Source organism: Arthrobacter sp. H14 (assembly GCF_000520495.1).
Taxonomy (GTDB): domain Bacteria; phylum Actinomycetota; class Actinomycetes; order Actinomycetales; family Micrococcaceae; genus Arthrobacter_C.
On sequence record NZ_KI914637.1, the window covers coordinates 1 to 23,435 of the forward strand.

The window sequence follows — 23,435 nt, forward strand, 5'->3', positions numbered from 1 at the left end:
CTACGCCGACCCCGGTGGCGACCACTTCGCCCGGCTTGACCCGATCAAGGCCAAGAACAGCGCTATCAAAAAGCTCAACAGCCTCGGCTACAACGTCACCATCGCTCCGGCCGCCGCAGCCTAAGTCACCTTACTTTCGTATTAGCATCTTGAGGGGCGTCCTTCACCGCCCACCATGAATCTCATGACGCATGGCCGTCGAAAAAGGCGCAACTGTCCGATGGAATCCGGGGACCTATCCGCGGCTGCGCGTCCGATACCTCAGAGGATGATGATGACTAAGAATTTGATCGGTCTTGCCGCGGGCACGGCGATAGCAGCGTTGGCATTGACCGGTTGCGGCACTGCGGACTCCGAATCGGGTTCCTCGGCTGGGAATGATCGTCCGGTAGGGGCGAGCTCCGAGGGCCCGGCACAAAATGTTCGGGTACCTCAGGAATCTGAGCCGCTGACGGAGAAATCAGAAGAGGGGCTGAAGGCATTCGCCTACTACTGGATCTCCTACAACAGCTATGCCCAGCAGACCGGCAAGACCGACAAGTTGCAGGAACTGTCCAGCGGGGACTGCACCTACTGCGCCGATGAGATCGACATGATCGCCAATGTCTACGAAGACGGTGGCTGGATGGCCGGTGGCGACCCGCGCGTGACCAACGTTGACCCGGATCTTGCCAAGGGCGAGAGCACCGGTACGGCATTGATCGAGTACTCCGAAATTCCGGCGACGATCTTCGATTCCGAAGGCAACAAGAAGTCCACGGTCGAGCCGAAGGAGCCGACGGTATTGACGGTCAAGGCCTCCTTTGATGACGGCAGTTGGACGATGGAATCCATTAAGGAAACTCCCGACGCTGAACTGCCGGCAGAGTAATTTCCCGCGCGATTCTTTGGTGAGCCGGGCACGAACGGCCCGGCCGCCATCGTTACAATGACGGCGCTCCACCCGCGTAGGGGCGGGGCGCCGTCGTTCATTTAACGGATGGAGAACTACGACAGTTCACGGGCTTTGGTTTCCGGTGCGACGGCCGCCATCCACAAGACCGCGACGAGCACCAGTGCTCCGGTAACTGCAAACGTCAATGGCAGTCCCAGATACGGCCAAAGGATCGAGCCGAAAATGAGTGGCACCAGTCCTGCGCCGATCCGGGAGATGGTGGATGCCCAGCCGAAGCCGGAGCCACGGAGCTCGGTTGGATAAAGTTCGGAAACATAGGTGTAGAGCACCGGAATGGCGATTTGGACCACCAGTCCGAAGACGAGAATCCACAGTTGAGCCATCCACGGAACGTCGAGCACCATCGCGAAGATAACGAGTGAGAGAGCAGACAAGGGCCCTGTAACTCCCAGAATCCATTTGCGGCCGATCTTCTCCACCAACAGCGCGGCAATGACCACGCCGATGAAGCCGATGGCGGTCATTCCGGCCGTCACCATGAAGGCCGCCGTGTTGCCGTAACCGGCTTCAGTGAGAATTTGCGGCAGCCATGTCAGCGCGCCGTAGTAGACCAGCAGGATGCTCAGAAACAGTCCCCACGCGGCCAGCGTGATGCGCCAGTTGAACCTCCACAATGCGGTCAGCTGAGTGGAGATATTTCCCAATGAGAGCTTTGGCGTTTCGGCCGGATCGGGCAGGCGCCACTTGGTAACCGAACCGCCTGTGCGGTGTATCAGTGAATCAATGACATCCGCTGCCTCTTGGGCCCGTCCATGGTGGACCAGAAACAGCGGTGATTCGGGAACGGAGCGGCGGACCCAGAATACGAGCAAGGCGGGCAGGACCATCACGAGCATGAGCAATCGCCACGCGCCGGGGCCGAAGTCGCCGAACCAGAAGACAAGAGCTGCGGAGACGATTCCGCACAGTGAAGCGCCGATGGGCCACCAAGCATCCATCGCTGTGAGGACCCGGCCGCGGTATCTGCGTGGTGTGAATTCACCAACCAACGCATAATCGACCGGAATGCAGCCGCCCAGGCCGAAGCCGGCGAGGAATCTGAACAGGCAGAACCAGATGAAGTCGGGGGAGAAGGCGCCGGCAACGGTGAAGAGGGAGAAGATCAGGAGCGTGAGGGTGAAGGCGCGTTTCCGGCCGATAAGATCGGCGATCGAACCCCAGGCGAAAGCGCCGACCGCCATTCCGATCAGGTTCGAGGTTCCGACCCAGGCCGCTTGCCCGGTGCTCAGGTCCCAGTAGCCGGACAGCAACGGAATCAAATACCCGTTGAGGGTCACGTCCCAGGCATCGAACATGAACCCAAGGCCGCCGATCACGAAGATGCGTCCCTGTACCTTCCAACGCCACGGCAGTTCCTGGACCACCTGGTCGCCTGTGGGCAGGTCTACGTGAGTGCTCATAAGTCCCTTACAAGTCCGATACCGCCGCGGTTCCGTTGCGGCTGATTCAATTATCCCGCATTTCCGCTGCGATAACCGGGCGCGGAGGCGGGGCAGGTGTCCTCCTGGGAGTTTTGCACAGCACCGACGTGACGGCGCAGTGCGGCAAAAGTGTGTGAACTAGACTGGATGCGACCCCCGATCTTGTGACCTCTCTGGAGATTTTGCGTGAGCCTCAACCAGCTTGACCGTGTTCCCATCCGCCGGGCTTTGATCTCGGTCTACGACAAGACCGGGCTGGAGGAACTGGCGCAGGGCCTCCACCAGGCAGGCGTGGCGATCGTTTCAACCGGTTCGACGGCGGCACGCATCTCCGCGTCCGGCGTCCCCGTCACTGAGGTGGCGGAATTGACCGGTTTCCCCGAAACCCTGGACGGACGCGTCAAGACCCTGCACCCGAAGGTGCACGCCGGCATCCTCGCGGACCGCCGCCGGCAGGAGCACATCGACCAGCTTTCGGAACTCGGAATCGAAGCTTTCGACCTGGTCGTCGTCAATCTTTACCCCTTCGTAGACACGGTGAACTCCGGCGCAGGCCAGGACGACGTCGTCGAGCAGATCGATATCGGCGGTCCTGCCATGGTCCGTTCGGCCGCGAAAAACCATGCCTCGGTCTCCGTTGTCGTAGATCCGGCCCGCTACGCCGACGTCGTCGCCGCGGCTTCCGAGGGCGGCTTCGACCTGAGTGCGCGACGGAGGCTGGCCGCCATGGCATTCGCGCACACGGCTGGATATGACAATGCAGTCGCTTCATGGACGGCGTCGCAGTTCGGCGATGGAACCGATGAAGGCAACGCCTGGCCGCCGTATGCAGGGTTGGCACTGGAGCGCTCCTCCGTGCTCCGCTACGGTGAAAATCCGCACCAGGAGGCAGCCCTGTATGTCGAGAAGGGCGCCACGCCGGGGATAGCCCAGGCGGAACTGCTTCACGGCAAGGCCATGTCGTACAACAACTACGTCGATGGTGATGCTGCCTTGCGCGCAGCGTTCGATTTCGCCGAGCCGGCCGTCGCCGTCGTCAAGCACGCCAACCCGTGCGGTGTTGCGGTGGCGAGCGAAGGCGCCCCGGATCCCATTGCTGATGCGCATGCCAAGGCGCACGCCTGCGATCCGGTTTCCGCATTCGGCGGTGTCATTGCCGCCAACCGCGAAGTTACTGCGGCGATGGCCCGCACAGTGTCGAAAATTTTCACCGAGGTGGTTATCGCCCCCGGGTTCGAACCCGAAGCGATGGAAATCCTCACCGCGAAGAAGAACATCCGGCTGCTGGCACTTCCCGAGGGATACCGCCGCGACCCGGCCGAATTCAAACAGGTTTCCGGCGGGGTGCTGGTGCAGGTGGTGGACACCCTCGAGGCGGACGGCGACCGCACGGGGAACTGGAAACTGGCGTCCGGCGAGCCGGCCGATGAGGCAACGATGGGCGACCTCGTCTTTGCGTGGAAGGCGTTGCGCGGCGTGAAGTCCAACGGCATTCTGCTGGCCAATGACGGCGCTACGGTCGGTGTCGGAATGGGCCAGGTCAACCGCGTGGATTCGTGCAAGCTGGCCGTGGAGCGTGCCCGCACCCTCGGAGCAACCGTCGACGGGGCCGCTTCAGACCGCGCCGCAGGCTCTGTTGCAGCTTCGGACGCATTCTTCCCCTTCGCGGACGGATTGCAGATCCTGCTCGACGCCGGTGTCCGCGCCGTCGTCCAGCCTGGCGGTTCCGTACGGGATGAGGAGGTCATCGCGGCGGCACAGGCGGCAGGCGTGACCATGTACTTGACCGGCGCACGGCACTTTTTCCACTAGGCTCGCGTAGTGGGAAAGACCGGAGCGAGGAATCAGTGAGTGAACCGCATGAGCAGCACGCGCACGAGGCAGGCGCTACTGTGCCATCCCACGGCGTGGGGCAGGCATTGTTGGTCAAGCGACGGCGGTTCCTGTGGTTTTCGCTCGCGGCACTCATCCTGGCAATCGTGCTGGCCATGACCGCCAGTTTCAGGCTGACCGGCTTCGTCCTCGCCGGTTTACTGCTCGTGCTGGCCGGACTCCGCGGTTTCGGACGGGAGGAAGGCCTCCTTTTTGCCGCCCGCGGCCGCACCTTTGACGCCATCGTTCTGTCCGGATGCGCCAGCGGATTGGTGCTCTTTTCCATCATCGCGCCGGCCTGAGCGGAGGCGCTCGGGTTAGGGGCCGGAACTGGCGTTGTGGCATTATTGGACGTGATTGTCCACGAGAAACACTACGAAAATCAGGGGCCAGTGAGCAGATGCGGCCCCGTGAAATAAGGAGACTGCGTGTCCAAGATTAAGGTAGCCGGCCCAGTCGTCGAGCTCGACGGCGATGAGATGACGCGAATCATCTGGCAGTTCATTAAGGAACGCCTGATCCACCCGTACCTCGACGTGGACCTGAAGTACTTCGACCTCTCCATCCAGAACCGCGACGCGACGGATGACCAGGTCACGATCGACGCAGCCAACGCCATCAAGGAGCACAACGTCGGCGTCAAGTGCGCCACCATTACTCCGGATGAGGCTCGCGTCGAAGAATTCGGCCTGAAGAAAATGTGGGTCTCGCCGAACGGAACCATCCGCAACATCCTCGGCGGCGTCGTCTTCCGCGAGCCGATCATCATTTCCAACATTCCGCGGCTGGTCCCGGGCTGGAACAAGCCGATCATCATCGGCCGCCACGCCCACGGCGACCAGTACAAGTCCACCAACTTCAAGGTTCCTGGTCCGGGCAAGGTCACCATGACCTTCGAGCCGGAAGATGGCTCCGAGCCGATGAAGTTCGACGTCGTCACGATGCCTGAAGAGGGCGGCGTGGCCATGGGCATGTATAACTTCAACGAGTCCATCAGGGACTTCGCACGGGCCTCCTTCAAGTACGGTCTGATGCGAAACTACCCGGTCTACCTCTCCACCAAGAACACGATCCTGAAGGCCTACGACGGTCAGTTCAAGGACCTGTTCCAGGAAGTCTTCGACAACGAGTTCAAGGACCAGTTCGAGAAAGCGGGCCTGACCTACGAGCACCGCCTGATCGACGACATGGTCGCCTCCGCAATGAAGTGGGAGGGCGGCTACGTCTGGGCCTGCAAGAACTACGACGGAGACGTCCAGTCCGACACTGTCGCGCAGGGTTTCGGCTCACTTGGTCTGATGACCTCCGTTCTGATGACTCCGGACGGCAAGACCGTGGAAGCCGAGGCTGCACATGGCACCGTGACCCGGCACTTCCGCCGCCACCAGGCGGGCGAGCCGACGTCGACCAACCCGATCGCCTCAATCTTCGCGTGGACGCGTGGTCTTATGCACCGCGGCGAGCTGGATGGGACGCCGGAGGTCGTGGAGTTTGCACGTACCTTGGAAGATGTCGTAGTCAAGACCGTCGAGTCCGGCAAGATGACCAAAGACCTGGCACTATTGACTGAGGGTGACCAGAACTACCTGACCACCGAGGAGTTCCTCGCGGCGCTGGATGAGAACCTGGCGGCCCGCCTCCAGAAGTAAACTGACGCACCAATCGCGGCTCCGCTCCCTACTGCAGGGAGCGGGGCCGCTTTTGCGTTTGACCGATGTGTGGCTGCGCGCGGGGGCAGAGTAGCGCAGCCACACATCGGCCTTGGCCGAGGTCAGTCGACCTTGGACATAATCAGGACACGGCGGACCCGAAACGAGGCAACTCCCGTTAGGAGCAGGAGAGCTCCCATCATCAGAGCCCACGTAACGTCGGCGCCGGTATTGGCCAGTGGTGCGGGCTCAGCGGCCGAGCTCAGGTTGATCACCTCGAACTCGCTTCCCGTTGCACTGCCGCTGGACGTCAACGCAGTGCCAACACTCGCCGAATCACGGACGTCGCTGGATCCATCAGATCCTGCTCCTCCGGAGAATCCGGCGGACGCTACGAATCCGTCGCCCTGAACTTCGGTTCCACCTTGGCCGGTGGCACCTGATCCGTCATCGTGGTTGCCGTCAGCTACTCCACCATCGAGTCCGACGTTGACTCCACCTTGGCTGGCGTTGCCACTGTCGACTACTTCATCCTCATTTCCGGTTGCGCCAACAGCGTCATCCTGGTGACCGGCGTCGGCGTTCCCTGGTTGGTCGCTGGGGCCGCCTTGACTGGCGTTACCTTTATCGGTTGCACCATCCTTGTCTTCGTTCACGGCGTCGCCAGTGTCAGCCACGGCACCGTCCTCTTTTGACTCGCCTTCCGCTCCGTCATGGTCATCGTCGGCCTCTTCTTCCTTGGCGCCGTCATCCTTGGTGGCGTCTCCGTCGGCTTCGTGGTCACGGTTGGTGGCGGTGCCGGTTGCGGAGTCGCCGATGATGGAGATGGCGTTGCCATCGACGTTGACTGGCAGGTTCGCATCGATTGATGTGTCGTTGCCGCTGATGACTCCGTCGCCGAGGTCGAGCAGCCCGTTGTTCTCGCCATCGACTGCATCGGCTCCTTCGTGACCGCCGTCGGCTTCGTCGTCCTTGGCGCCGTCATCCTTGGTGGCTTCTCCGTCGGCTTGGTGGTCACCGTTGGCGGCGGTGCCGGTGGTGGAGTCACCGATGACGGAGACTGCGTTGCCTCCGACGTTTACCGGTGCTGTGACGGTGGCGTCGGTGTTGTTGCCGGTGACGATTCCGTCACCGCCCAGCAGCCCGTTGTTGTCGCCGTGAGCTGCGTCAGCCTCTTCGTGGTCACCGCTGGTGGCGGTGCCGGTGGTGGTGGAGTCGCCGATGACGGAGACGGCGTTGCCTCCGACGTTTACCGGCGCCGTGACTGCGGCGTCGGTGTTGTTCCCGGTGATGATTCCGTCGCCGCCCAGCAATCCGTTGTTGTCGCCGTGAGCTGCGTCAGCCTCTTCGTGGTCGGCTTCCTCATCCTTGGCGTCTCCGTCGGCGTGGTGGTCACCGCTGGCGGCGGTACCTGTGCTGGTGGAGTCGCCGATGACGGAGACGGCGTTGCCGTCGACGTTCACTGGCGCCGTGACTGCGGCGTCGGTGTTGTTCCCGGTGATGATTCCGTCGCCGATGCCGAGCAGTCCGTCGCCGTGATTTGCATCCGTGCCTTCGTGGTCGGCTTTGTCGCTCTCGGCTTCGTTGGCCTCCTCTTCCGTTTCGTGGTCACCGTTGGTGGCGGTGCCGGTGTTGGAGTCGCCGATGACGGAGACAGCGTTGCCGTCGACGTTTACGGGTGCCGTGACGGTGGCGTCGGTGGTGTTGCCGGTGACGATTCCGCCGGTACCGATTAGCCCTTGAGCGTCACCGACTGCGGCATCACTCTCGGCCGAGTAACCGCTGGCGATGCCGCCGTCGACGGGTGTGCCCGTGGTGTTGGAGTCGCCGATGACAGAGACAGCGTTGCCGTCGACGTTTACCGGTGCTGTGACGGTGGTATCGGTGGTGTTGTCGGTGACGATTCCGCCTCCGGCGTCAAGCAACCCTTGGTCGTTACCGTAAGCGACCTCATCGTTAGCGGGGGCGCTTTCAGATGCATATCCACCCACGGCGCCACTGTTGGCGACCGTGCCAGCGGTGGAGTCGCCGATGACGGATACTGCGTTGCCGCCGACGTTTACCGGTGCTGTGACGGTCGCGTCAGTGTTGTTGCCGGTGACGATTCCCTCTTCGGTGCCGACTAGGCCTTGAGTGTCACCGACTGTGGGTGCACTTTCGGCGGCATACCCGGCGTCGGTGCCGCTGTCGGCAGTTGTGCCTGTGCTGCTGGAGTCGCCTATGACGGAAACTGCATTGCCGTCAACCGTGACCGGAACTTCCACGCTGACGCCCAGTCCATTACTGGATAACAGACCATTCTCATTCGTTGGTGCCTCATCGGAGGCGGAGGCGGCGCCAGCACCGAAGGCCATCAAGCCCCCAGCGAGTAGGGCGCCGTAGAGCCCTCTGCGAATACATTCGCGCATGACTGTTTTTCCTAACTGATTGATTTGTTTGCTGCACTCGGCAGCTATTGCCTGATGCCGTCCATACCGCGACGGCGATCGGCTCAATCAATCAGGTGAAAATCCAGGGTCGGAGAAGGTCGAACTGGGCAACGCCCATGAACCGTGATGCTGTTGCCCGCCTACAAGCTGGTGGGGCAACAGATAGTGGTCGGTGAGGCAAACCGGAGCTGAAGCGTTCCCGGCGGCAGACGACGACGCGGATCCGGCAGGTGCCGGTGGACCTGGGGCGGCGACGTCGAAGTTACCGCCTGTACTTTTGACGCCAACGTCGTGGGAATTGGACCAGCTGGCTGAAGGAAGGACGAGCGCTAATGGGTCGGCCGTCGAGTCGGAAATGGAAGTATCCGCCGCGGATGCTTCGATGTTCACGGAAGTAAGTTGGACTGGGCCGATTACACTGACGCCAATGGAAGGCCGCGTGCTGTCGGTAACCTCCGACGTCGCGTGGTTCGACGTCGTCAGGACTTCCGGTTCACTCTCTGGAACGAGGAATGCCGGATTATTCGTATTGGCTGGACCAGCTTCTACCCCATGTTCAACGACATTGGTTGCCGGTCCTGCGAGGGAAGATGCGAGAGGGGCTGCGGCTGATTTGCCGATGGACTCATTGACCTGCTCTTTAAGGTCGACAATCGGATCAACTACCTGCTCAACTGCTGGCTCGATGACCGGATCCAAGGTATTCCCGACGGTCTTGCTGATTGGATCGAGGGTGGACTGTGCGGAATCCGTGACGGGCTGCAGAGTCGATTTTACCGGTGCAACCGCGGAGTTGACGACGGGGCTGACAACCTGCTCGACGACAGGTTTGGCGACGTGTTCGAGGACCGGCTCGGCAATCGGCTTGACGACCTGACTGACGATTGGCGCGGTAACCTCTTCTACGACGGGTTCGACGACGGATTCTACGACCGGGGCAGCGATTTGGTTGACGATCGGTTTGGCTACGTCTTGGACGAGGGGTTCAGCAATGTTGCGGGCTATGGGTTTTGCGACCTGTTCGACGACGGGTTCTACGACCGGCGCGACGACCTGCCCGACAACGGGCTCCGCTGTGCGCTCAACGACGGGTTGGACGGCGGCCTCAGGGACAGGGACCGCGGCTTTTTCAAGTACTGGTTCGACGACCGCCGTCGTACTTTCCTCGACTACAGGCGCTGCCACTTGTTTGGTAAGTGGTTCGGCGACCTGCTCCGAGAGGGAACCAAGGAGGTCGCCGTCGTCGGCATTTGCACTGGTTGCTCCAATGACGATGATGCCGAGTGCTGCAAAGAGCCCAAGGATCAGAGCGCGCAGGGCAATGGCAATGTGATTCGCTCTATTACCGTTCACGTCTTCACCTCCCCAAGGGTGACATCAATCACGTGAACCTCATCCTAGGCCGTGGATTCCGTTCGGTCTACCCGCAAATGGGGGATAAAACCACCGTCACATTCGGTGGCGGGGAAGTAACGCTTGGACTGGCAAAAAACCGGCGTGATAAATCTTTTGGATGACTCCGCAGCCTTCTGCCAAAACCACCGACCGCAAACGAACGCCGGAAGAGCGCAACGCCACCATTGCGGTGACTCTTTTCCCGTTGCTCATTCTTGCAGGCGGTGCGGCCGGGATGCTCTGGCCATCCGCATTTACAGGGTTCTCCCCGTGGATCGCGCCGCTGCTGGGGATCATTATGTTCGGGATGGGGCTGACCCTGACGCCGCCCGATTTCGCCGTCATTGCGAAGCGGCCAATTCCGGTGATAATCGGCGTAGTAGCCCAGTACGTAATCATGCCCTCGATCGGATGGCTGATCGGCGTCGCGCTTGGACTGCCGCCCGAACTTGCTGCTGGTGTCATTCTCGTCGGTTGTTGCCCAGGCGGGACGGCCTCCAACGTTGTTTCCTATCTGGCGAGGGGCGATGTCGCACTGTCCGTCGCGATGACCTCTGTTTCCACCTTGCTGGCCCCGCTGCTCACGCCGCTTTTGACCCTCTGGTTGGCCGGGACCTACATGCCGGTCGACGCCGGTTCAATGGCATTCTCGATCGTACAGATTGTGCTCATTCCGGTCGTACTCGGTCTGATCGTTCGATTGGTCCTGCCCAAGCTGGTGGCCAAGGCCTTGCCGGTGCTGCCGTGGATATCCGTGCTGGCGATTACCGCCGTCGTACTGGTTGTTGTGGCGGGAAGCGCAGCAAGCATTGCCTCGGCCGGTCTGCTGATCTTCGCCGCTGTCGTGCTGCATAACGGTGCGGGCTACGCGGTCGGGTATGGGTTTGCGAAGATGTTCCGGCTGCCCACGGCGGCACGCCGCACGACGGCTATTGAAGTCGGCATGCAGAACTCCGGTTTGGCGGCAGGACTGGCTGCCCAGTATCTCTCGCCGGCGGCAGCGTTGCCTGCAGCGATCTTCTCCGTGTGGCACAACATTTCCGGAGCCGTGCTCGCCGCTTACTGGCGCCGCCGTGATGCACGCTCCGTGCCGGAGGATATCCAGCCGATGGAAAAGACTGTCGCCAACTAACTGTCAGGCGTCGTTGGGGTAGCGCACTCCGAGCTGTTCGCGGACGGAATCGAAGAGACGCATGGTCTCCAGCGAATCCGCCCACGGCATGGTTGGGCTCTCCAGCGCGCCATCTTGGATGCACCGGGTAACCTCGCGCAGTTCGTAGGCGTAGCCATTGCCGGTCTGCTCGAACCGTTCCGTCCGCGGCCCGGACGCTTCGGTGCTGATGGTCAGCTCAGTCGGGTTATGCAGTGGCTCGTTGGTGCGCAGCCAGCCTTCGGTGCCGCAGATGGTCGCCGTCCGCGGTGAACTTGCCAGCAACGACGACGTCAGTTGGGCCTGTGCCCCGGAGGCGTAGCCGAGCTGGAGCGCATTCTGCTGATCAACGCCGTGATCGTTCAAGGAACCGGTTGCCGCACATGAATCGGGCCGGCCAAGCGTGCCGAGCGCCCACGTCAATGGATAGACGGTGAGGTCGAGGAGGGCGCCGCCGCCGTCGTTGAGTGCCCAAATGCGGGCCTCCGGATCGAATGGGGCCGGAAATCCAAGATCGGCCTGCACCCAGGTGATCCGCCCCAGCTCGCCGGAGCGAACAATGTCCCAGGCCCGCTGCACGCTGGGCAGGAAGCGCGTCCAGACGGCCTCCATCAGGAACAGCCCATTCGCGCGGGCTAGTTCGATCAGCTCTGCGGCCTCGCGGGCATTAATAGTCAGCGACTTTTCGCAGAGCACGTGCTTGCCCGCCTTCAACGCTGCGCTCGCGACCTCGAAGTGCTGGCCATGTGGAGTGGCGACGTAGACGACGTCCACTTCCGGATCGGCCAGGAGCTGTTCGTAGCCGGAGCGGGTTCCGTCGTCGTCCGCGTAGTGTTTTTTGAAGTCGTATTTGGCTGCGAACTCCGATGCCCGCTGAGGCGAACGGGAACTTACCGCATACAGTTCCGCGTCGGCCAGCCGGGCGATGTCGGCCGTCACGGCACCGGCGATCCGGCCTGTGGCGACCACGCCCCAACGCAACACCCTGCCGGTAGCTTCCAGCGGATCAGTATTCGCGGATGCCGACAACTGTGGAATGGCGATGAATGGCTCGGTTTTCGCGGAGAGGCTCATTCGTCCATCTTTGCCGGTCGGACCCGCTCCGTAAACTCCGGGATGGTCATGCGTCCTGCCCGGCGGCCGGGGAGCGCAGCACCGGAATCATGCTGAGAACACACGCGATGGCCGTACCCAGCGAAGCTCGCGGTCGCGAGGAGCACAACCGGGTCCATGCCCCAGACAGCGAATAGTGCCGCGCCGACGAGCGGAGAAATGATGCGCAGACCCTGGTCGATACTGCTGAGCATGCCATTTGCTGGGGCCAGCAACCGTTTCGGCAGCATCGAACGCAGCAGGCCGGATTGCGCGGCGGCGGTGATGTAGGCGGTGTTGGCGTACAGAAAAATGACGACGTAGATCAGCCAGAGCAGGTCGGCGTCGCGGACCAGCAGCAACAGGAGGACGATGGCGGCGGCAGCGGCGTTGTTAATCACCAGCAAGGGCCTGCGCCGGAAGCGGTCCGCCAACTGGCCGGTCAGTGGTGCGAACAGGGCGGGCAGGCCGAGCGCGGCAAAAACCATACCGGCCGCCGCGTCGCTTCCGGTCAGTTGTTTTACCCAGATGGCGGCGGTGATGTAGAGGGCGGAATCACCGAAATTGCTGACCAGCCAGGCAATCGTCAGACGGCGGAACTGCGGGTCGGCGAGGGCTTCCCGGTTGGTGCCGACATCTCAGACGAAACGCGGCAGCGGCGTTAGAGTTGGACTATGAAAAAGCTTCTGCGCGAGGACGGTCCGGTCCTGCTTGTCTCCCTGGTCATCACCTATTTTGTCTTCCAGGGAGCCCTGAGCTGGGGTTGGAACGTTATTGGAGCAGCTGTGTTCGCGGTGGTTATTGGCCTGATTTCGGCCATCGCTATCCAGGCGCTCATCGTTTTATGGGAGCACAAGCGCGGCGGCTCAAATACGGATGAATCGGATCCGGCTGGAGCGGGCAACGGGGAGCGCGGCGACGCTCCTGACGAGATTCCGGAGGACGGCAGTTCCCTGGACCGTCGCGGTGATGACCGCGGAGGTGACACCAAACCCGGCTGGCGCAAAAGCTTCGAGACCGATGACCCCAGCGAGGACGATGGGTCCGCCTCTGGAACCGGTGCTGAACAAGCAGGTCCCAGAGGACCGGTCCGCCGTACCGAGGAGTACCGGTCCAGCCTCGAAGATCCAGACTGACGCGACTATCCCTTGACGGAGCCGCTCATTAAACCGCCTATGAAGTACTTGCCGGGAATTATGTAAACGATCAGCGTCGGAATTATGCGGTTGCCTCTTTGTGCGCCCGTGCCAGTGCCACGTAATTCGTTGCATTCTCCTGGACGCCGGCGAACTCCTCGTCGCTGAGCTCACGGCGGACCTTCGCTGGCACTCCAGCGACCAGCGAGCGCGGCGGAATCTCGGTTCCTTCCAGCACGACGGCGCCGGCGGCCACCAGGGACCCGGCGCCGATGTTGGCGCCGTTGAGCACCGTGGCGCTCATGCCGATCAGGCAGTCGTCCCCGATTGTGCAGCCGTGGACGACGGCACTGTGACCGATGCTGACACGCGCGCCCACCGTCGTCGGAAATCCCGGGTCTGCGTGCAGGACGACGTTGTCCTGCAGGTTGCTGCCGTCTCCGACCTTGATGGCCGCGGTGTCACCGCGGACCACGACGCCGTAGAACGCGCTGGCGTCCTTGCCCAGCGATGCATCGCCAATGATGGTTGCGCTCGGAGCCACGAATGCATCGGCGTCGATCGCGGGAGTGTTGCCTTGAAAGGGGATGATGTTAGCCATGGCCCAAGCGTAGCGAATGGCAAATGCGTTCACACCCGCCGACCCGGGGCTGAGGCTACTTGAACAAAATGGTGCGGTGTCCATCCAGCAGCACCCGGTGCTCCGCATGCCACTGGACGGCCTGGGCAAGGGTGCGCCCCTCGATATCGCGGCCGAGCCGGGCCAGTTGGTCCGCCGTCTTGGAGTGCTCCACGCGGACGACCTCCTGTTCGATGATCGGCCCCTCATCCAAGTCATCGGTGACGTAATGGGCGGTTGCGCCGATCAGTTTGACCCCGCGGGCATGAGCCTGGGCGTAGGGACGTGCTCCCTTGAATGAGGGCAGGAAGGAGTGGTGGATGTTGATGGCGCGGCCGGAAAGGTCGCGGCACAGTTCATCGCTAAGGATCTGCATGTACCGGGCCAGCACCACCAGTTCGACGTCGTGATCCGTAACCAATTGCCGCAGCGCTGCCTCAGCCTCCGCCTGGTTATCCGGATTGCGGGGAACATGGTGGAACTCGACGCCGTAGAACCCGGCCAGTTCGCGCAGATCGGGATGGTTGGAGACGATTGCGGGAATCTCGATCGGGAGGAGGCCCGAGCGCTGCTGGAAGAGCAGGTCGTTCAGGCAGTGTCCGTCCTTTGACGCCATGATCAGTGTGCGGACCGGTTGTTCATTGGGATAGAGGCCCCAGTCCATGCCGAACTTCCGGGCCACCGGGGCAAGCCCGGACTCCAGGTCCGGCATGGCCGCCGTCGTCGTCAGGGCCACCCGCATGAAGAATCTGTCCGTATCAGGACTGCCGTATTGCTGCGATTCAGTGATGTTGCATCCTGCGGCAACGAGAGCGCCGCTGACCGCGTGCACGATGCCCGGACGGTCGGGGCATGACAGGGTCAACGTGTACTGCGAAGAAGAAGTGTCCGGGGAATTCACCCTTCAACGCTACCGCGAGAGGCGGCCTGGCGCTGCTGCGCTAAAGTGGGTAGCGTCGCGACTGGCGTGAGGTGGAGTACCACCGGGGAGTGGCGGAGCAGCAGATTACGGTCGTACGCCTGGGCCGGGAGTCACGTGAATACCGGTAAACCGGTAGCCTGACCTGTAGACCTTCGTAACTCTCTCATCAGGAGATTCTGTGAGTACACAATCCCCGTCCGTGACCTCGTCCGTGACCAACCTCCCGCTGTCCGAAGTCGATCCTGAGATTGCCGCCGTCCTCGACGACGAGCTGTCCCGCCAGCGCGGCACCCTCGAGATGATCGCATCCGAGAACTTCGCGCCGCGCTCTGTCCTGGAGGCGCAGGGGTCCGTGCTGACCAACAAGTATGCCGAAGGCTATCCCGGCCGGCGCTACTACGGCGGCTGCGAGTATGTCGACGTTGCCGAGAACCTGGCCCGCGACCGTGCCAAGGCGCTGTTCGGTGCCGAGCACGTCAATGTCCAGCCGCATGCCGGCGCGCAGGCGAACTCGGCCGCATTGGCCGCGATGATCAAGCCGGGTGACAAGATCATGGGGCTCGAGCTGGCCCATGGCGGACACCTCACCCACGGCATGAAGCTGAACTTTTCCGGCAAGCTGTACGAGGTTGCCGCTTACGGCGTGGATCCGGATACGCTCCGTATAGATATGGACAAGGTCCGCGAACAGGCCCTGGCCGAGCGGCCCAATGTGATCATCGCCGGCTGGTCCGCGTATTCACGCCAGCTCGACTTCGCCGCCTTCCGCGAAATTGCCGATGAGGTGGGCGCCTACCTCTGGACGGACATGGCGCACTTCGCCGGCTTGGTCGCCGCCGGCCTGCACCCGAATCCGGTTCCGCATTCGGACGTCGTCACCTCTACGGTGCATAAGACCTTGGCCGGTCCGCGCTCGGGCGTCATCCTCACGAAGCAAGAGCTGGCGAAGAAAATCGACTCCGGTGTCTTCCCGGGTCAGCAGGGCGGACCGCTGATGCACGCCATCGCGGCCAAGGCCGTGGCCTTCAAGATCGCCGGCACCGAGGAGTTCAAGGAGCGCCAGCAGCGGACGCTGAATGGTGCAAACATCCTGGCCGACCGCCTGATGGGTTCCGATGTCGCCGAACACGGCGTAACGGTGCTGACCAGCGGCACCGACGTCCACCTCGTGCTGGTGGACCTGCGCAACTCCGCGATGGACGGCAAGCAGGCGGAGGATTTGCTGCACAGCGCCGGAATCACCGTCAATCGCAATGCTGTTCCTTTTGACCCGCGTCCGCCGATGGTGACCTCCGGACTGCGGATCGGCACCCCGGCGTTGGCCACCCGCGGCTTTGGCGATGCCGAATTCACCGAAGTTGCCGAAATCATTGCGACGGCGCTGAAGCCCGGTGCCGACGTCGACAGTCTGCGCCAGCGGGTGGACACACTCGCCGGCAATTTCCCGCTGTACCCCGGACATGAGGAGTGGTAATCCAATGAGCCAACAGGACGCGACCACGGAACAAGAAACGACGGCGGCACAAGGGGCGACGACGGCGCACACCGATGCTGCGGAGCGGGACAGTACACAGGTCGGCACGCCTGTGGCTGCCCGGAAACTGGACGGCAGGGCCACCGCGCGGGACATCAAGGCTGAACTGACCGAGCGCGTGGCGGTCTTGAAGGAGAAAGGCGTCACTCCGGGACTGGGCACCGTATTGGTGGGCAGCGACCCGGCCAGCCACTCCTATGTGGGCGGCAAACACAAGGACTGCGCCGAGATCGGGATCAACTCGATCCGTAAGGAACTGCCCGAGGACATCACCCAGGAGGAGCTCGAAGCAGTCATCGATGAGATGAATGCGGATCCTGCGACGACGGCGTACATAGTCCAGCTCCCGCTGCCGGGACACGTGAACGCCAACACGATTCTGGAGCGGATGGATCCGGCAAAGGACGCCGATGGTCTGCATCCGATCAACCTGGGCAGGCTGGCACTGAACGTAAGTACGCCCGTCAACGCGCCACTGCCGTGCACTCCGCACGGCATAGTGGAGTTGCTGCTCCGGCACGGCATCTCGCTCAATGGCAAGAATGTGCTGGTCATTGGACGCGGCGTCACGGTGGGCAGGCCGCTGGGACTGTTGCTGACCCGCCGGGCCATTAATGCGACAGTCACCCTTGCCCACACCGGAACTGTTGACCTGCCCGAACATCTTCAGCGGGCAGACGTCGTCATTGCTGCGGCCGGTCTTCCGGGCATGATCAAAGCCGAGGAATTGAAGCAGGGCGCCATCGTTCTCGACGTCGGCGTCACCAGGATTACGGACCCGGAGACGGGCAAAGCCACCCTGACCGGCGACGTCGATCCGGCCGCCGTCGATGTGGCTTCGTGGATCTCTCCCAACCCCGGCGGTGTCGGTCCGATGACGCGCGCCATGCTGTTGGCGAACGTGGTCGAGGCCGCGGAGTGGCAGGCAGGAATCATCGCCGATTAGCTGCTTCGGCTGATCAGGAGTAAACGAATATCCGGTAGTCGGGCCAAGCGCACATGCTTGGTCCGACTTGCTGTTTTAACCGGGCCAGGTGGGACCAGTGGGGCTCACAGAATATTCATACCCTCCACCTCTTGTCCCCGGACCTCGCGGCATCCTACACTCGGAGCACGGGCCGGTTCCGCATTGTGCAACAACACTCACATAGCGACATCGTCCCCGAATAAAATGCAACACCGCTGCAGGTTGGTTTACGGCTTCTGTTTCAAGTGGACGCATCATGAGCATCGATGCTCAAGGTCAACGGACTCACCGGCATAAGCGGTCAGCGGGGCTGCATAGCCAAGCGCGAGCTCAGGGAGTCCCCCATGAACAACAACGTCCCCTCAGTCGATCAGTCGACGCGAAAAGTTCCGATTAACCTCCGCCAATCCGGCCCGACCCCCGTTGAAATGTTGATCGACACCCGCATCCGCAAATCGCCCTATTGGGAGCTGTCCCATCAGGCGGGTTGCTGGCGGGCTTCCACCTATAACCGCATGTACCATCCGCGCGGCTACGTCCGTCCCGAAGATGGCGGAATGATGGTCGAGTACGACGCCCTCGTCAATCACGTCACGATGTGGAATGTCGCCGTCGAGCGGCAGATCCAGGTCAAGGGCCCTGATGCCGAGGCACTGGTCGACTATGTCATCACGCGTGATGCAACCAAGATCCCGCCGATGCGGGCGCGGTACGTCATTCTGTGCAACGAGGCCGGCGGAATCCTCAATGACCCGGTCCTGCTCCGCATTGCTGAAGATGAATTCTGGTTCAGTCTTTCGGACTCCGATCTGATGTTGTGGCTGCAGGGCGTCAACGTCGGCAAGAAGTTCGACGTCGAAATCAACGAAATCGACGTCGCGCCAGTGCAGATCCAGGGTCCGAAATCGGTCGATCTGCTCGTCGACCTTGTTGGCCCCGCAGCGGCGGAAATTCCTTCCTACGGGCTCCTCGCCTCGGCGGTCGGGGGCTGCGAAGTCATCATTTCGCAAACCGGCTTCACCGGGGAAAAAGGATATGAGATCTATCTGCGGGAGGCGACGCTCTACGCCGAGCAGATGTGGAATGCGGTGCTGGAAACAGGTAAGAAGCACAACCTGATGGTCGTGGCCCCGGCTCACCACCGCCGGATCGCGGCCGGCATCCTCTCCTGGGGTCAGGATATGGATGTCGAAACCTTGCCTTTCCAGGTCAATCTCGGGTATCAGGTTCCGCGCCAGAAGAAAGCCGACTACATCGGCAAGCAGGCGCTCGAGGCGGCCCGCGACGCCATAAATGCAGGGTCCCCTCCCTACACGCACACGCTGGTTGGAATGCAACTGGGTGGCCGCGCAATTGATGACTATGCCCCGGACTTCTGGCTGATCAGCTCCGAACAGGAGACTGAACCCACCGGGTACGTTACGTCCCCGTGGTACTCGCCGGAGCTGGGCACCAACATCGCCATGGGATTTGTACCGGTCGGTCTGGCGGACCTCGGCACGGAGCTATGGGTGCATTTGCCTGACAAGTATTCTGATTTCGTCGGCAAGCCGGTGCGGGCCGAGGTCGTGGAAATGCCATTCCGACCCTCGGTGAATCCGAACCAGCGCGAGCGCCTCAGGGGCCAAGGCCTGGACGCGGCGGTCTGAGCAGGGCTGGGCGGACGAGGGACAGCGCGGGTTGAACAGCACAGCCGGCAGCGGGAAGGTGCCCTTCTTATTCCCCGGGACCTTCCCCTGTTCCTCCCGTCCGCCCAGCTCCTCCAGCCATTGGCTGAGCCAGCGCTCGGTCCCGGCGACCTGATTAAAGGTATAGATATGCAGCCCGGCGATCTTCGCCTGCGGGTCTGCGGCCAACGGCGCGCTCTTTTCGAGGAGCCGCCGGGGGCTGTAGCAGGGTCAGGGTCCGTTCGCGCGGCACATGCTCCAGCACGGTATCGGCGATAGAAGCCGTCGGAAGGATTTCGTAGCGGGCTCTGGACAGCAGTGTGCGGACGGTTCCGGTGTGCGCCTGATTGGGCATATGCCTCACCATACCGCCGTTGACCCGAACAAACGCCGGCCAACGGCACTCTTTCCACAACAGAATCTGTGTCTCTTGAAAACCCCGTCCGCCGGGGCCAGACTGGAGGTGCACGGAGCAACGACGGCCGTGCGCAGGTCTGCGTCCCGCAGCGGTCTGATCAGAAAGGCCCAAACCGATAATGCTTACCAATCTTGAAATCTCCCGGGGAGCAAGCCTCCTGCCACTGCAAAGTGTCGCTGCCGATATGGGCATTGGCGAACACTTGCTGGAACCGTATGGGAGGTCAGCAGCGAAAATTTCCCTGGCGGCCGTCGAGGAGCTGCAGGACCGGCCGAAGGGGAAGTACATAGTCGTCTCCTCAATCACGCCGACGCCGCTCGGAGCGGGCAAGACCACCACCTCGGTCGGACTCGGGCAGGCCTTCAGCCACTTGGGCAAGCGCGGTATTGTGGCTATCCGGCAGCCATCCATGGGGCCGACCTTCGGGATCAAAGGCGGTGCGGCCGGCGGCGGCTATTCGCAGGTGGTTCCGATGGAAGCACTCAACCTGCATCTGACGGGTGATATGCATGCCGTCACGGCGGCGCACAACCTGCTCTCGGCCATGGTGGACAACCACCTGCACAAGGGCAATGCCCTGGGACTCGATCCTCAATCCATCACCTGGCGCCGGGTGATGGATGTCAACGACCGCGAACTGCGCCACATCGTAACCGGCCTCGGCGGGAAGGCCGACGGCGCGCCCCGCCAGGCAGGGTTCGACATCACCGCTGCGAGCGAGGTGATGGCGCTGCTTGCCCTGTCCACCTCACTGCGGGATCTGCGCGAACGGCTCGGCCGGATCGTGGTCGGCTACGACCGCGACGGCGGACCGGTCACCGCCGAAATGCTCAAGGCCGCCGGTGCCATGTGCGTCATCCTGACCGAGGCCATCAAACCGAACCTGATGCAGACGGTCGAGCAGACTCCGGTCCTGGTGCATTGTGGACCGTTCGGTAATATCGCCACCGGCAACTCGTCCATCATCGCGGACCAGATCGGCATCCGCAGCGGCGACTACCTCGTCACTGAGGCCGGCTTCGGCGCCGATATGGGAGCCGAGCGGTTCTTCAACATCAAGTGCCGCAATTCCGGCCTGACTCCCGACGCGGCCGTCATCGTCGCCACCGTCCGCGACCTGAAAACGCACTCCGGCAAGTACCGCGTTGTCGCCGGGCGGCCGCTTCCCGAGGCCATGCTGGAGGAGAACCCGGAAGATGTCTTCGCCGGCGCACCCAATCTCCGCAAGCAGATTGCGAATATCCGCCTGCATGGGATCGAACCCGTGGTGGCGGTCAACGCCTTCCCCACGGATTTCGAAAGCGAGCACCGGGCCATTCTGGACATTGCTGCGGAGGAATCGGCACGGGCTGCCGTTTGCACCCACGTGGTCGACGGCGGCAAGGGGGCCGTGGAGCTGGCCCGGGCTGTGATGGAGGTATGCGACGAGCCGAATAACTTCCGGCAGCTGTATCCCGATTCGATGCCGCTGGTGGAAAAAATCGAGACGGTTGCCCGCAACGTGTACGGCGCGGATGGCATTGACCTGTCCCCGCTGGCGGCCCGCCAACTGGCGGACTACGAACGATGCGGATTCGGCCAACTGCCGGTATGCATTGCCAAGTCCCACCTTTCCCTTTCGTCCGATCCCACCCTCAAGGGTGCACCCACGGGATGGCGGCTGCCGGTCCGGGAGGTCCGGGCGTCGGTCGGGGCCGGTTTCATCTATCCGATCTGCGGGGACATGAGCACGATGCCGGGCTTGTCCTCCAGCCCCGCGGCCGAACGGATTGATATCGGTGAAAACGGTGAAATTGTCGGACTGGCCTAACGGATGACTCCGGGTTGGGAAGCGGGTGAGTACCTGGAGCGGCCGTTGCAGGAATTGCTGGACGACGTCGGCGGCGCGGACCCGGCGCCGGCTGCCGGATCGGTTACGGCCGCCACCGTGTCGCTGGCGGCCGCGCTGACGGCAAAGGTGGCGCACCGCTCCTCAACGCAATTACCCGACGCCGGTGCGCTGGCGGACCGTGCCACTGCACTTCGTGACCGGGTATCGGCTCTGATCACAGCCGACGCCGCCGGTTACGCCGAGGTGCTCGCAGCACAACGGCGGGGGAGCGGAAAAGCGGAGGCGATGGCTGAAGCGGTGCGGATACCTGCGGAGATTGCCGAAGCCGCCGCCGATATCGCTGAACTCGCCGCCGTCCTGGCCGAGGAGGGCAATCCGAACCTGCGCTACGACGCGCTCGCTGCCGTGGACCTGGCCGACCAGGGTGCGGCAGTAGCCGCGTCCCTTGTCAGTGCGAACTCGGCTGCCGCAGGTGATGCAGCGGCCGATGCGGCACTCGCGGCAGCCCGCAGAGCGACCGACACAGCTGCTGGAGTCGTCCGCCCGCACTGATTATGGCCCGGTTAAGCGTTGTATCCGAGATGGTGGCTGACCTGTTCGCCTGCCCGGAGGAGTTCAACGGGAAGCCCCGGCACTTCTTCCGGATCGAACCGGAACGCCGGCCCCGAAATGCTGATGGAGCCAATGACGTCCCCGCGGTAGTCCCTGACCGGAACGGCAACGGCATTTAACCCGATCTCCAACTCCTCGTAAACGGTGGAGTAGCCGGTGGCCACGATATCGGCCAGATGCTTTTCCAGCCCATCCCGGTCCGTGATCGTGTTCGGCGTTTCGGCCGGCAGGCCCGTTGCGGCCAGCACCTTGTCCCGTTCGCCGGGTTCAAGATAAGCGAGGAAGACTTTGCCGCTGGCCGTCGCGTGCACCGGCGTAAGGTTCCCGATCCAGTCATGCGTTGCCACCGATGAGGGACCCATGGCCTGATCGACATTGACCGCGAAGTTGGACCGTAAGACGGCCAGATTGGTGGTTTCACCGAATTCGTCGGCAAGGACCTGGAGCACAGGCCGGGCCTCCTGCACCAGGCTCAACCTGCCCGGTATTGCTGCCGCCAGCCGCAAGATGCCGAAACCGAGCTGGTATTTGCCGCGGTCCAGATGCGGTTGAATCATCCCGCGCTGGTCGAGGGCGTTCAACAGCCGCGATGCGGTGGACTTGTGCACGCCCATGGTTTCGGCGATCTCGCTGACGCCCGAACCCCCGGTGCGGGCGAGTATTTCGAGCACAGTGATGGCGCGGTCCACGGACTGCACTCCGCCGGGGCCGGCGGTCCGTTCCTCAAAGCCGTTCGACGTCTCGGTATCCATAGATTTTCCTGTAGCGGGCGGGGTGGATCGGCGGGCATGCTGTTGCCTGCCGGACTGCCAGTCTATGCCGTGGCCTGGCTATCCGCGGATCTTCTTCATTTCCGGATCCACCAGCGGTTCGGCGACGACGGTGGCCGGTATCCGGTTCCCGAAGTAGTCTATTTCCACCTGGCTGCCCTCCACCGCGGACGACGGAAGCCAGGCGTAGGCGACCGGGGCGTGAACGGTATGCCCGTAGGCCGCGCTGGTGATGTAACCGGCGCGCTCTCCCTTGAGGAACACAGGTTCTTTGCCCATCACCATTGACTCGCCGTCGTCGATCATCAGGCAGCGGAGCCGGCGCGGTGCGGTGTCCTCGCTCCGCCCGGTCAATGCTTCCCTGCCGACAAAGTCGCCTTTGGCGGGCCGGACGGCGAACCCCAGACCTGCCGCGTAGGGATCGTGCTCAGTGTCGACGTCGGAACCCCAGGCGCGGTATCCCTTTTCGATCCGCATGCTGTTGAAGGCGCTCCGGCCGGCGGCGATCACGCCCAGCGGTTGTCCGGCCTGCCAAAGCGCATCCCAGAGCTTCAGCCCATTCTCGGCGCTGGCATAAATCTCGTATCCCAGCTCGCCTACATAGGACAGCCGCAGGGCGCGGACCGGTATCCCGGCGATGGCTGCCTGTTGTCCGCGGAAGTATTTCAGCGCCTGGTTGGAAAAGTCAGCCGGGCTCAGTGACTGGACCAAATCACGGGCTCGTGGACCCCAAACGCCAATGCAGCACGTCCCGCCGGTGATGTCGCGGACCTCGACCCAGTCGGCCGGATTGGCCTGGCTTTGGTCGTGAGCGGCCTTATGTAGATAGTCGTAGTCCAGGCCGCCGTTGACCCCTGCCTGAAACAGGTTCTCCTCGATCCGCGCCACGGTGATGTCGCTCTTGACTCCACCGGCCGCGTCCAACGCCAAGGTGTAAGTCACCGAACCGATGCTCTTGTCCAGCTGGTTGGACGTCAGCCGCTGCAGCAACGGCAG

19 protein-coding genes, 1 pseudogene and 1 riboswitch are annotated in these 23,435 nt (G+C 62.6%); of the genes and pseudogenes, 11 read left to right on the plus strand and 9 right to left on the minus strand.

What is annotated here, in order from left to right; translation table 11 throughout:
• Positions 1-274: 274 nt before the first annotated feature.
• Complete coding sequence (locus Y707_RS0105310; RefSeq protein ID WP_026534300.1) at positions 275-871, plus strand: DUF6318 family protein; 597 nt, start codon at positions 275-277, stop codon at positions 869-871.
• A 116-nt stretch (positions 872-987) separates the two neighbouring features.
• Here the strand turns inward: Y707_RS0105310 and Y707_RS0105315 are convergent, their stop codons facing one another.
• Positions 988-2,355 carry an MFS transporter gene (locus Y707_RS0105315; protein ID WP_026534301.1) on the minus strand — a complete coding sequence of 456 codons (1,368 nt, stop codon included), beginning with the start codon at positions 2,353-2,355 and terminating at the stop codon, positions 988-990.
• Between the two features lie 207 nt (positions 2,356-2,562).
• On the opposite strand from Y707_RS0105315, the gene purH reads away from it, so the two are divergent.
• The 3 genes from purH (at position 2,563) to Y707_RS0105330 (ending at position 5,897) form a co-directional block, all read left to right on the plus strand.
• Positions 2,563-4,188, plus strand: coding sequence for a bifunctional phosphoribosylaminoimidazolecarboxamide formyltransferase/IMP cyclohydrolase (gene purH / locus Y707_RS0105320; RefSeq protein ID WP_026534302.1), 1,626 nt, complete (start codon positions 2,563-2,565; stop codon positions 4,186-4,188).
• 35 nt (positions 4,189-4,223) lie between these two features.
• Complete coding sequence (locus tag Y707_RS0105325) at positions 4,224-4,550, plus strand: hypothetical protein (RefSeq protein ID WP_026534303.1); 327 nt, start codon at positions 4,224-4,226, stop codon at positions 4,548-4,550.
• A gap of 126 nt (positions 4,551-4,676) precedes the next feature.
• Complete coding sequence (locus Y707_RS0105330) at positions 4,677-5,897, plus strand: NADP-dependent isocitrate dehydrogenase (protein WP_026534304.1); 1,221 nt, start codon at positions 4,677-4,679, stop codon at positions 5,895-5,897.
• 122 nt (positions 5,898-6,019) lie between these two features.
• On the opposite strand, the gene Y707_RS28815 is transcribed toward Y707_RS0105330, so the two are convergent.
• Both Y707_RS28815 and Y707_RS0105340 read right to left on the minus strand, forming a co-directional pair.
• A complete protein-coding gene (locus Y707_RS28815; RefSeq protein WP_081744633.1) occupies positions 6,020-8,305 on the minus strand; it encodes a chaplin family protein in 2,286 nt (761 codons plus the stop codon).
• A gap of 87 nt (positions 8,306-8,392) precedes the next feature.
• Positions 8,393-9,679, minus strand: coding sequence for a hypothetical protein (locus tag Y707_RS0105340; RefSeq protein WP_026534306.1), 1,287 nt, complete (start codon positions 9,677-9,679; stop codon positions 8,393-8,395).
• Positions 9,680-9,839: 160 nt separating this feature from the next.
• On the opposite strand from Y707_RS0105340, the gene Y707_RS0105345 reads away from it, so the two are divergent.
• Positions 9,840-10,853: a bile acid:sodium symporter family protein gene (locus Y707_RS0105345; protein WP_026534307.1), complete on the plus strand. Its 1,014-nt coding sequence runs from the start codon at positions 9,840-9,842 to the stop codon at positions 10,851-10,853.
• Positions 10,854-10,856: 3 nt separating this feature from the next.
• On the opposite strand, the gene Y707_RS0105350 is transcribed toward Y707_RS0105345, so the two are convergent.
• Together Y707_RS0105350 and Y707_RS23715 are read right to left on the minus strand one after the other, a co-directional pair.
• Positions 10,857-11,945, minus strand: a complete 1,089-nt coding sequence (locus tag Y707_RS0105350) for a Gfo/Idh/MocA family protein (protein ID WP_035780463.1) — start codon at positions 11,943-11,945, stop codon at positions 10,857-10,859.
• Positions 11,942-12,565 (minus strand): annotated as a pseudogene (locus Y707_RS23715) (MFS transporter); the annotation flags it as partial. The gene Y707_RS0105350 and the pseudogene Y707_RS23715, both read right to left, overlap by 4 nt.
• 72 nt (positions 12,566-12,637) lie before the next feature.
• Between Y707_RS23715 and Y707_RS0105365 the strand changes: the two are divergent.
• Positions 12,638-13,099 (plus strand): hypothetical protein, encoded by a 462-nt coding sequence (locus Y707_RS0105365; RefSeq protein WP_026534310.1) that lies wholly within the window; start codon positions 12,638-12,640, stop codon positions 13,097-13,099.
• A gap of 82 nt (positions 13,100-13,181) precedes the next feature.
• On the opposite strand, the gene Y707_RS0105370 is transcribed toward Y707_RS0105365, so the two are convergent.
• A complete protein-coding gene (locus Y707_RS0105370; protein ID WP_026534311.1) occupies positions 13,182-13,700 on the minus strand; it encodes a gamma carbonic anhydrase family protein in 519 nt (172 codons plus the stop codon).
• 55 nt (positions 13,701-13,755) lie between these two features.
• Positions 13,756-14,619 carry a formyltetrahydrofolate deformylase gene (purU, locus tag Y707_RS0105375; protein ID WP_026534312.1) on the minus strand — a complete coding sequence of 288 codons (864 nt, stop codon included), beginning with the start codon at positions 14,617-14,619 and terminating at the stop codon, positions 13,756-13,758.
• Positions 14,620-14,666: 47 nt separating this feature from the next.
• Positions 14,667-14,751, plus strand: a riboswitch (ZMP/ZTP riboswitch).
• A 67-nt stretch (positions 14,752-14,818) separates the two neighbouring features.
• Here purU and glyA point away from each other — a divergent pair.
• From glyA to Y707_RS0105400, 5 genes are all read left to right on the plus strand, one after another.
• On the plus strand, positions 14,819-16,114 hold the full coding sequence (gene glyA, locus Y707_RS0105380) for a serine hydroxymethyltransferase (protein WP_026534313.1): 1,296 nt from the start codon (positions 14,819-14,821) through the stop codon (positions 16,112-16,114).
• A 112-nt stretch (positions 16,115-16,226) separates the two neighbouring features.
• Positions 16,227-17,120, plus strand: coding sequence for a bifunctional methylenetetrahydrofolate dehydrogenase/methenyltetrahydrofolate cyclohydrolase (locus Y707_RS0105385; protein WP_026534314.1), 894 nt, complete (start codon positions 16,227-16,229; stop codon positions 17,118-17,120).
• Positions 17,121-17,485: 365 nt separating this feature from the next.
• Positions 17,486-18,790 (plus strand): glycine cleavage T C-terminal barrel domain-containing protein, encoded by a 1,305-nt coding sequence (locus Y707_RS0105390; protein ID WP_026534315.1) that lies wholly within the window; start codon positions 17,486-17,488, stop codon positions 18,788-18,790.
• A 554-nt stretch (positions 18,791-19,344) separates the two neighbouring features.
• A complete protein-coding gene (locus Y707_RS0105395) occupies positions 19,345-21,036 on the plus strand; it encodes a formate--tetrahydrofolate ligase (protein WP_026534316.1) in 1,692 nt (563 codons plus the stop codon).
• 3 nt (positions 21,037-21,039) lie between these two features.
• Complete coding sequence (locus tag Y707_RS0105400) at positions 21,040-21,609, plus strand: cyclodeaminase/cyclohydrolase family protein (RefSeq protein WP_026534317.1); 570 nt, start codon at positions 21,040-21,042, stop codon at positions 21,607-21,609.
• 11 nt (positions 21,610-21,620) lie between these two features.
• On the opposite strand, the gene Y707_RS23720 is transcribed toward Y707_RS0105400, so the two are convergent.
• Both Y707_RS23720 and Y707_RS23725 read right to left on the minus strand, forming a co-directional pair.
• The gene (locus Y707_RS23720) at positions 21,621-22,421 is read right to left on the minus strand and encodes an IclR family transcriptional regulator (protein ID WP_051441676.1); all 801 of its coding nucleotides are present in this window, start codon (positions 22,419-22,421) and stop codon (positions 21,621-21,623) included.
• 78 nt (positions 22,422-22,499) lie between these two features.
• Positions 22,500-23,435: aminomethyl transferase family protein (locus tag Y707_RS23725; RefSeq protein ID WP_035780465.1), on the minus strand; the 936-nt coding region annotated here is incomplete at its 5' end.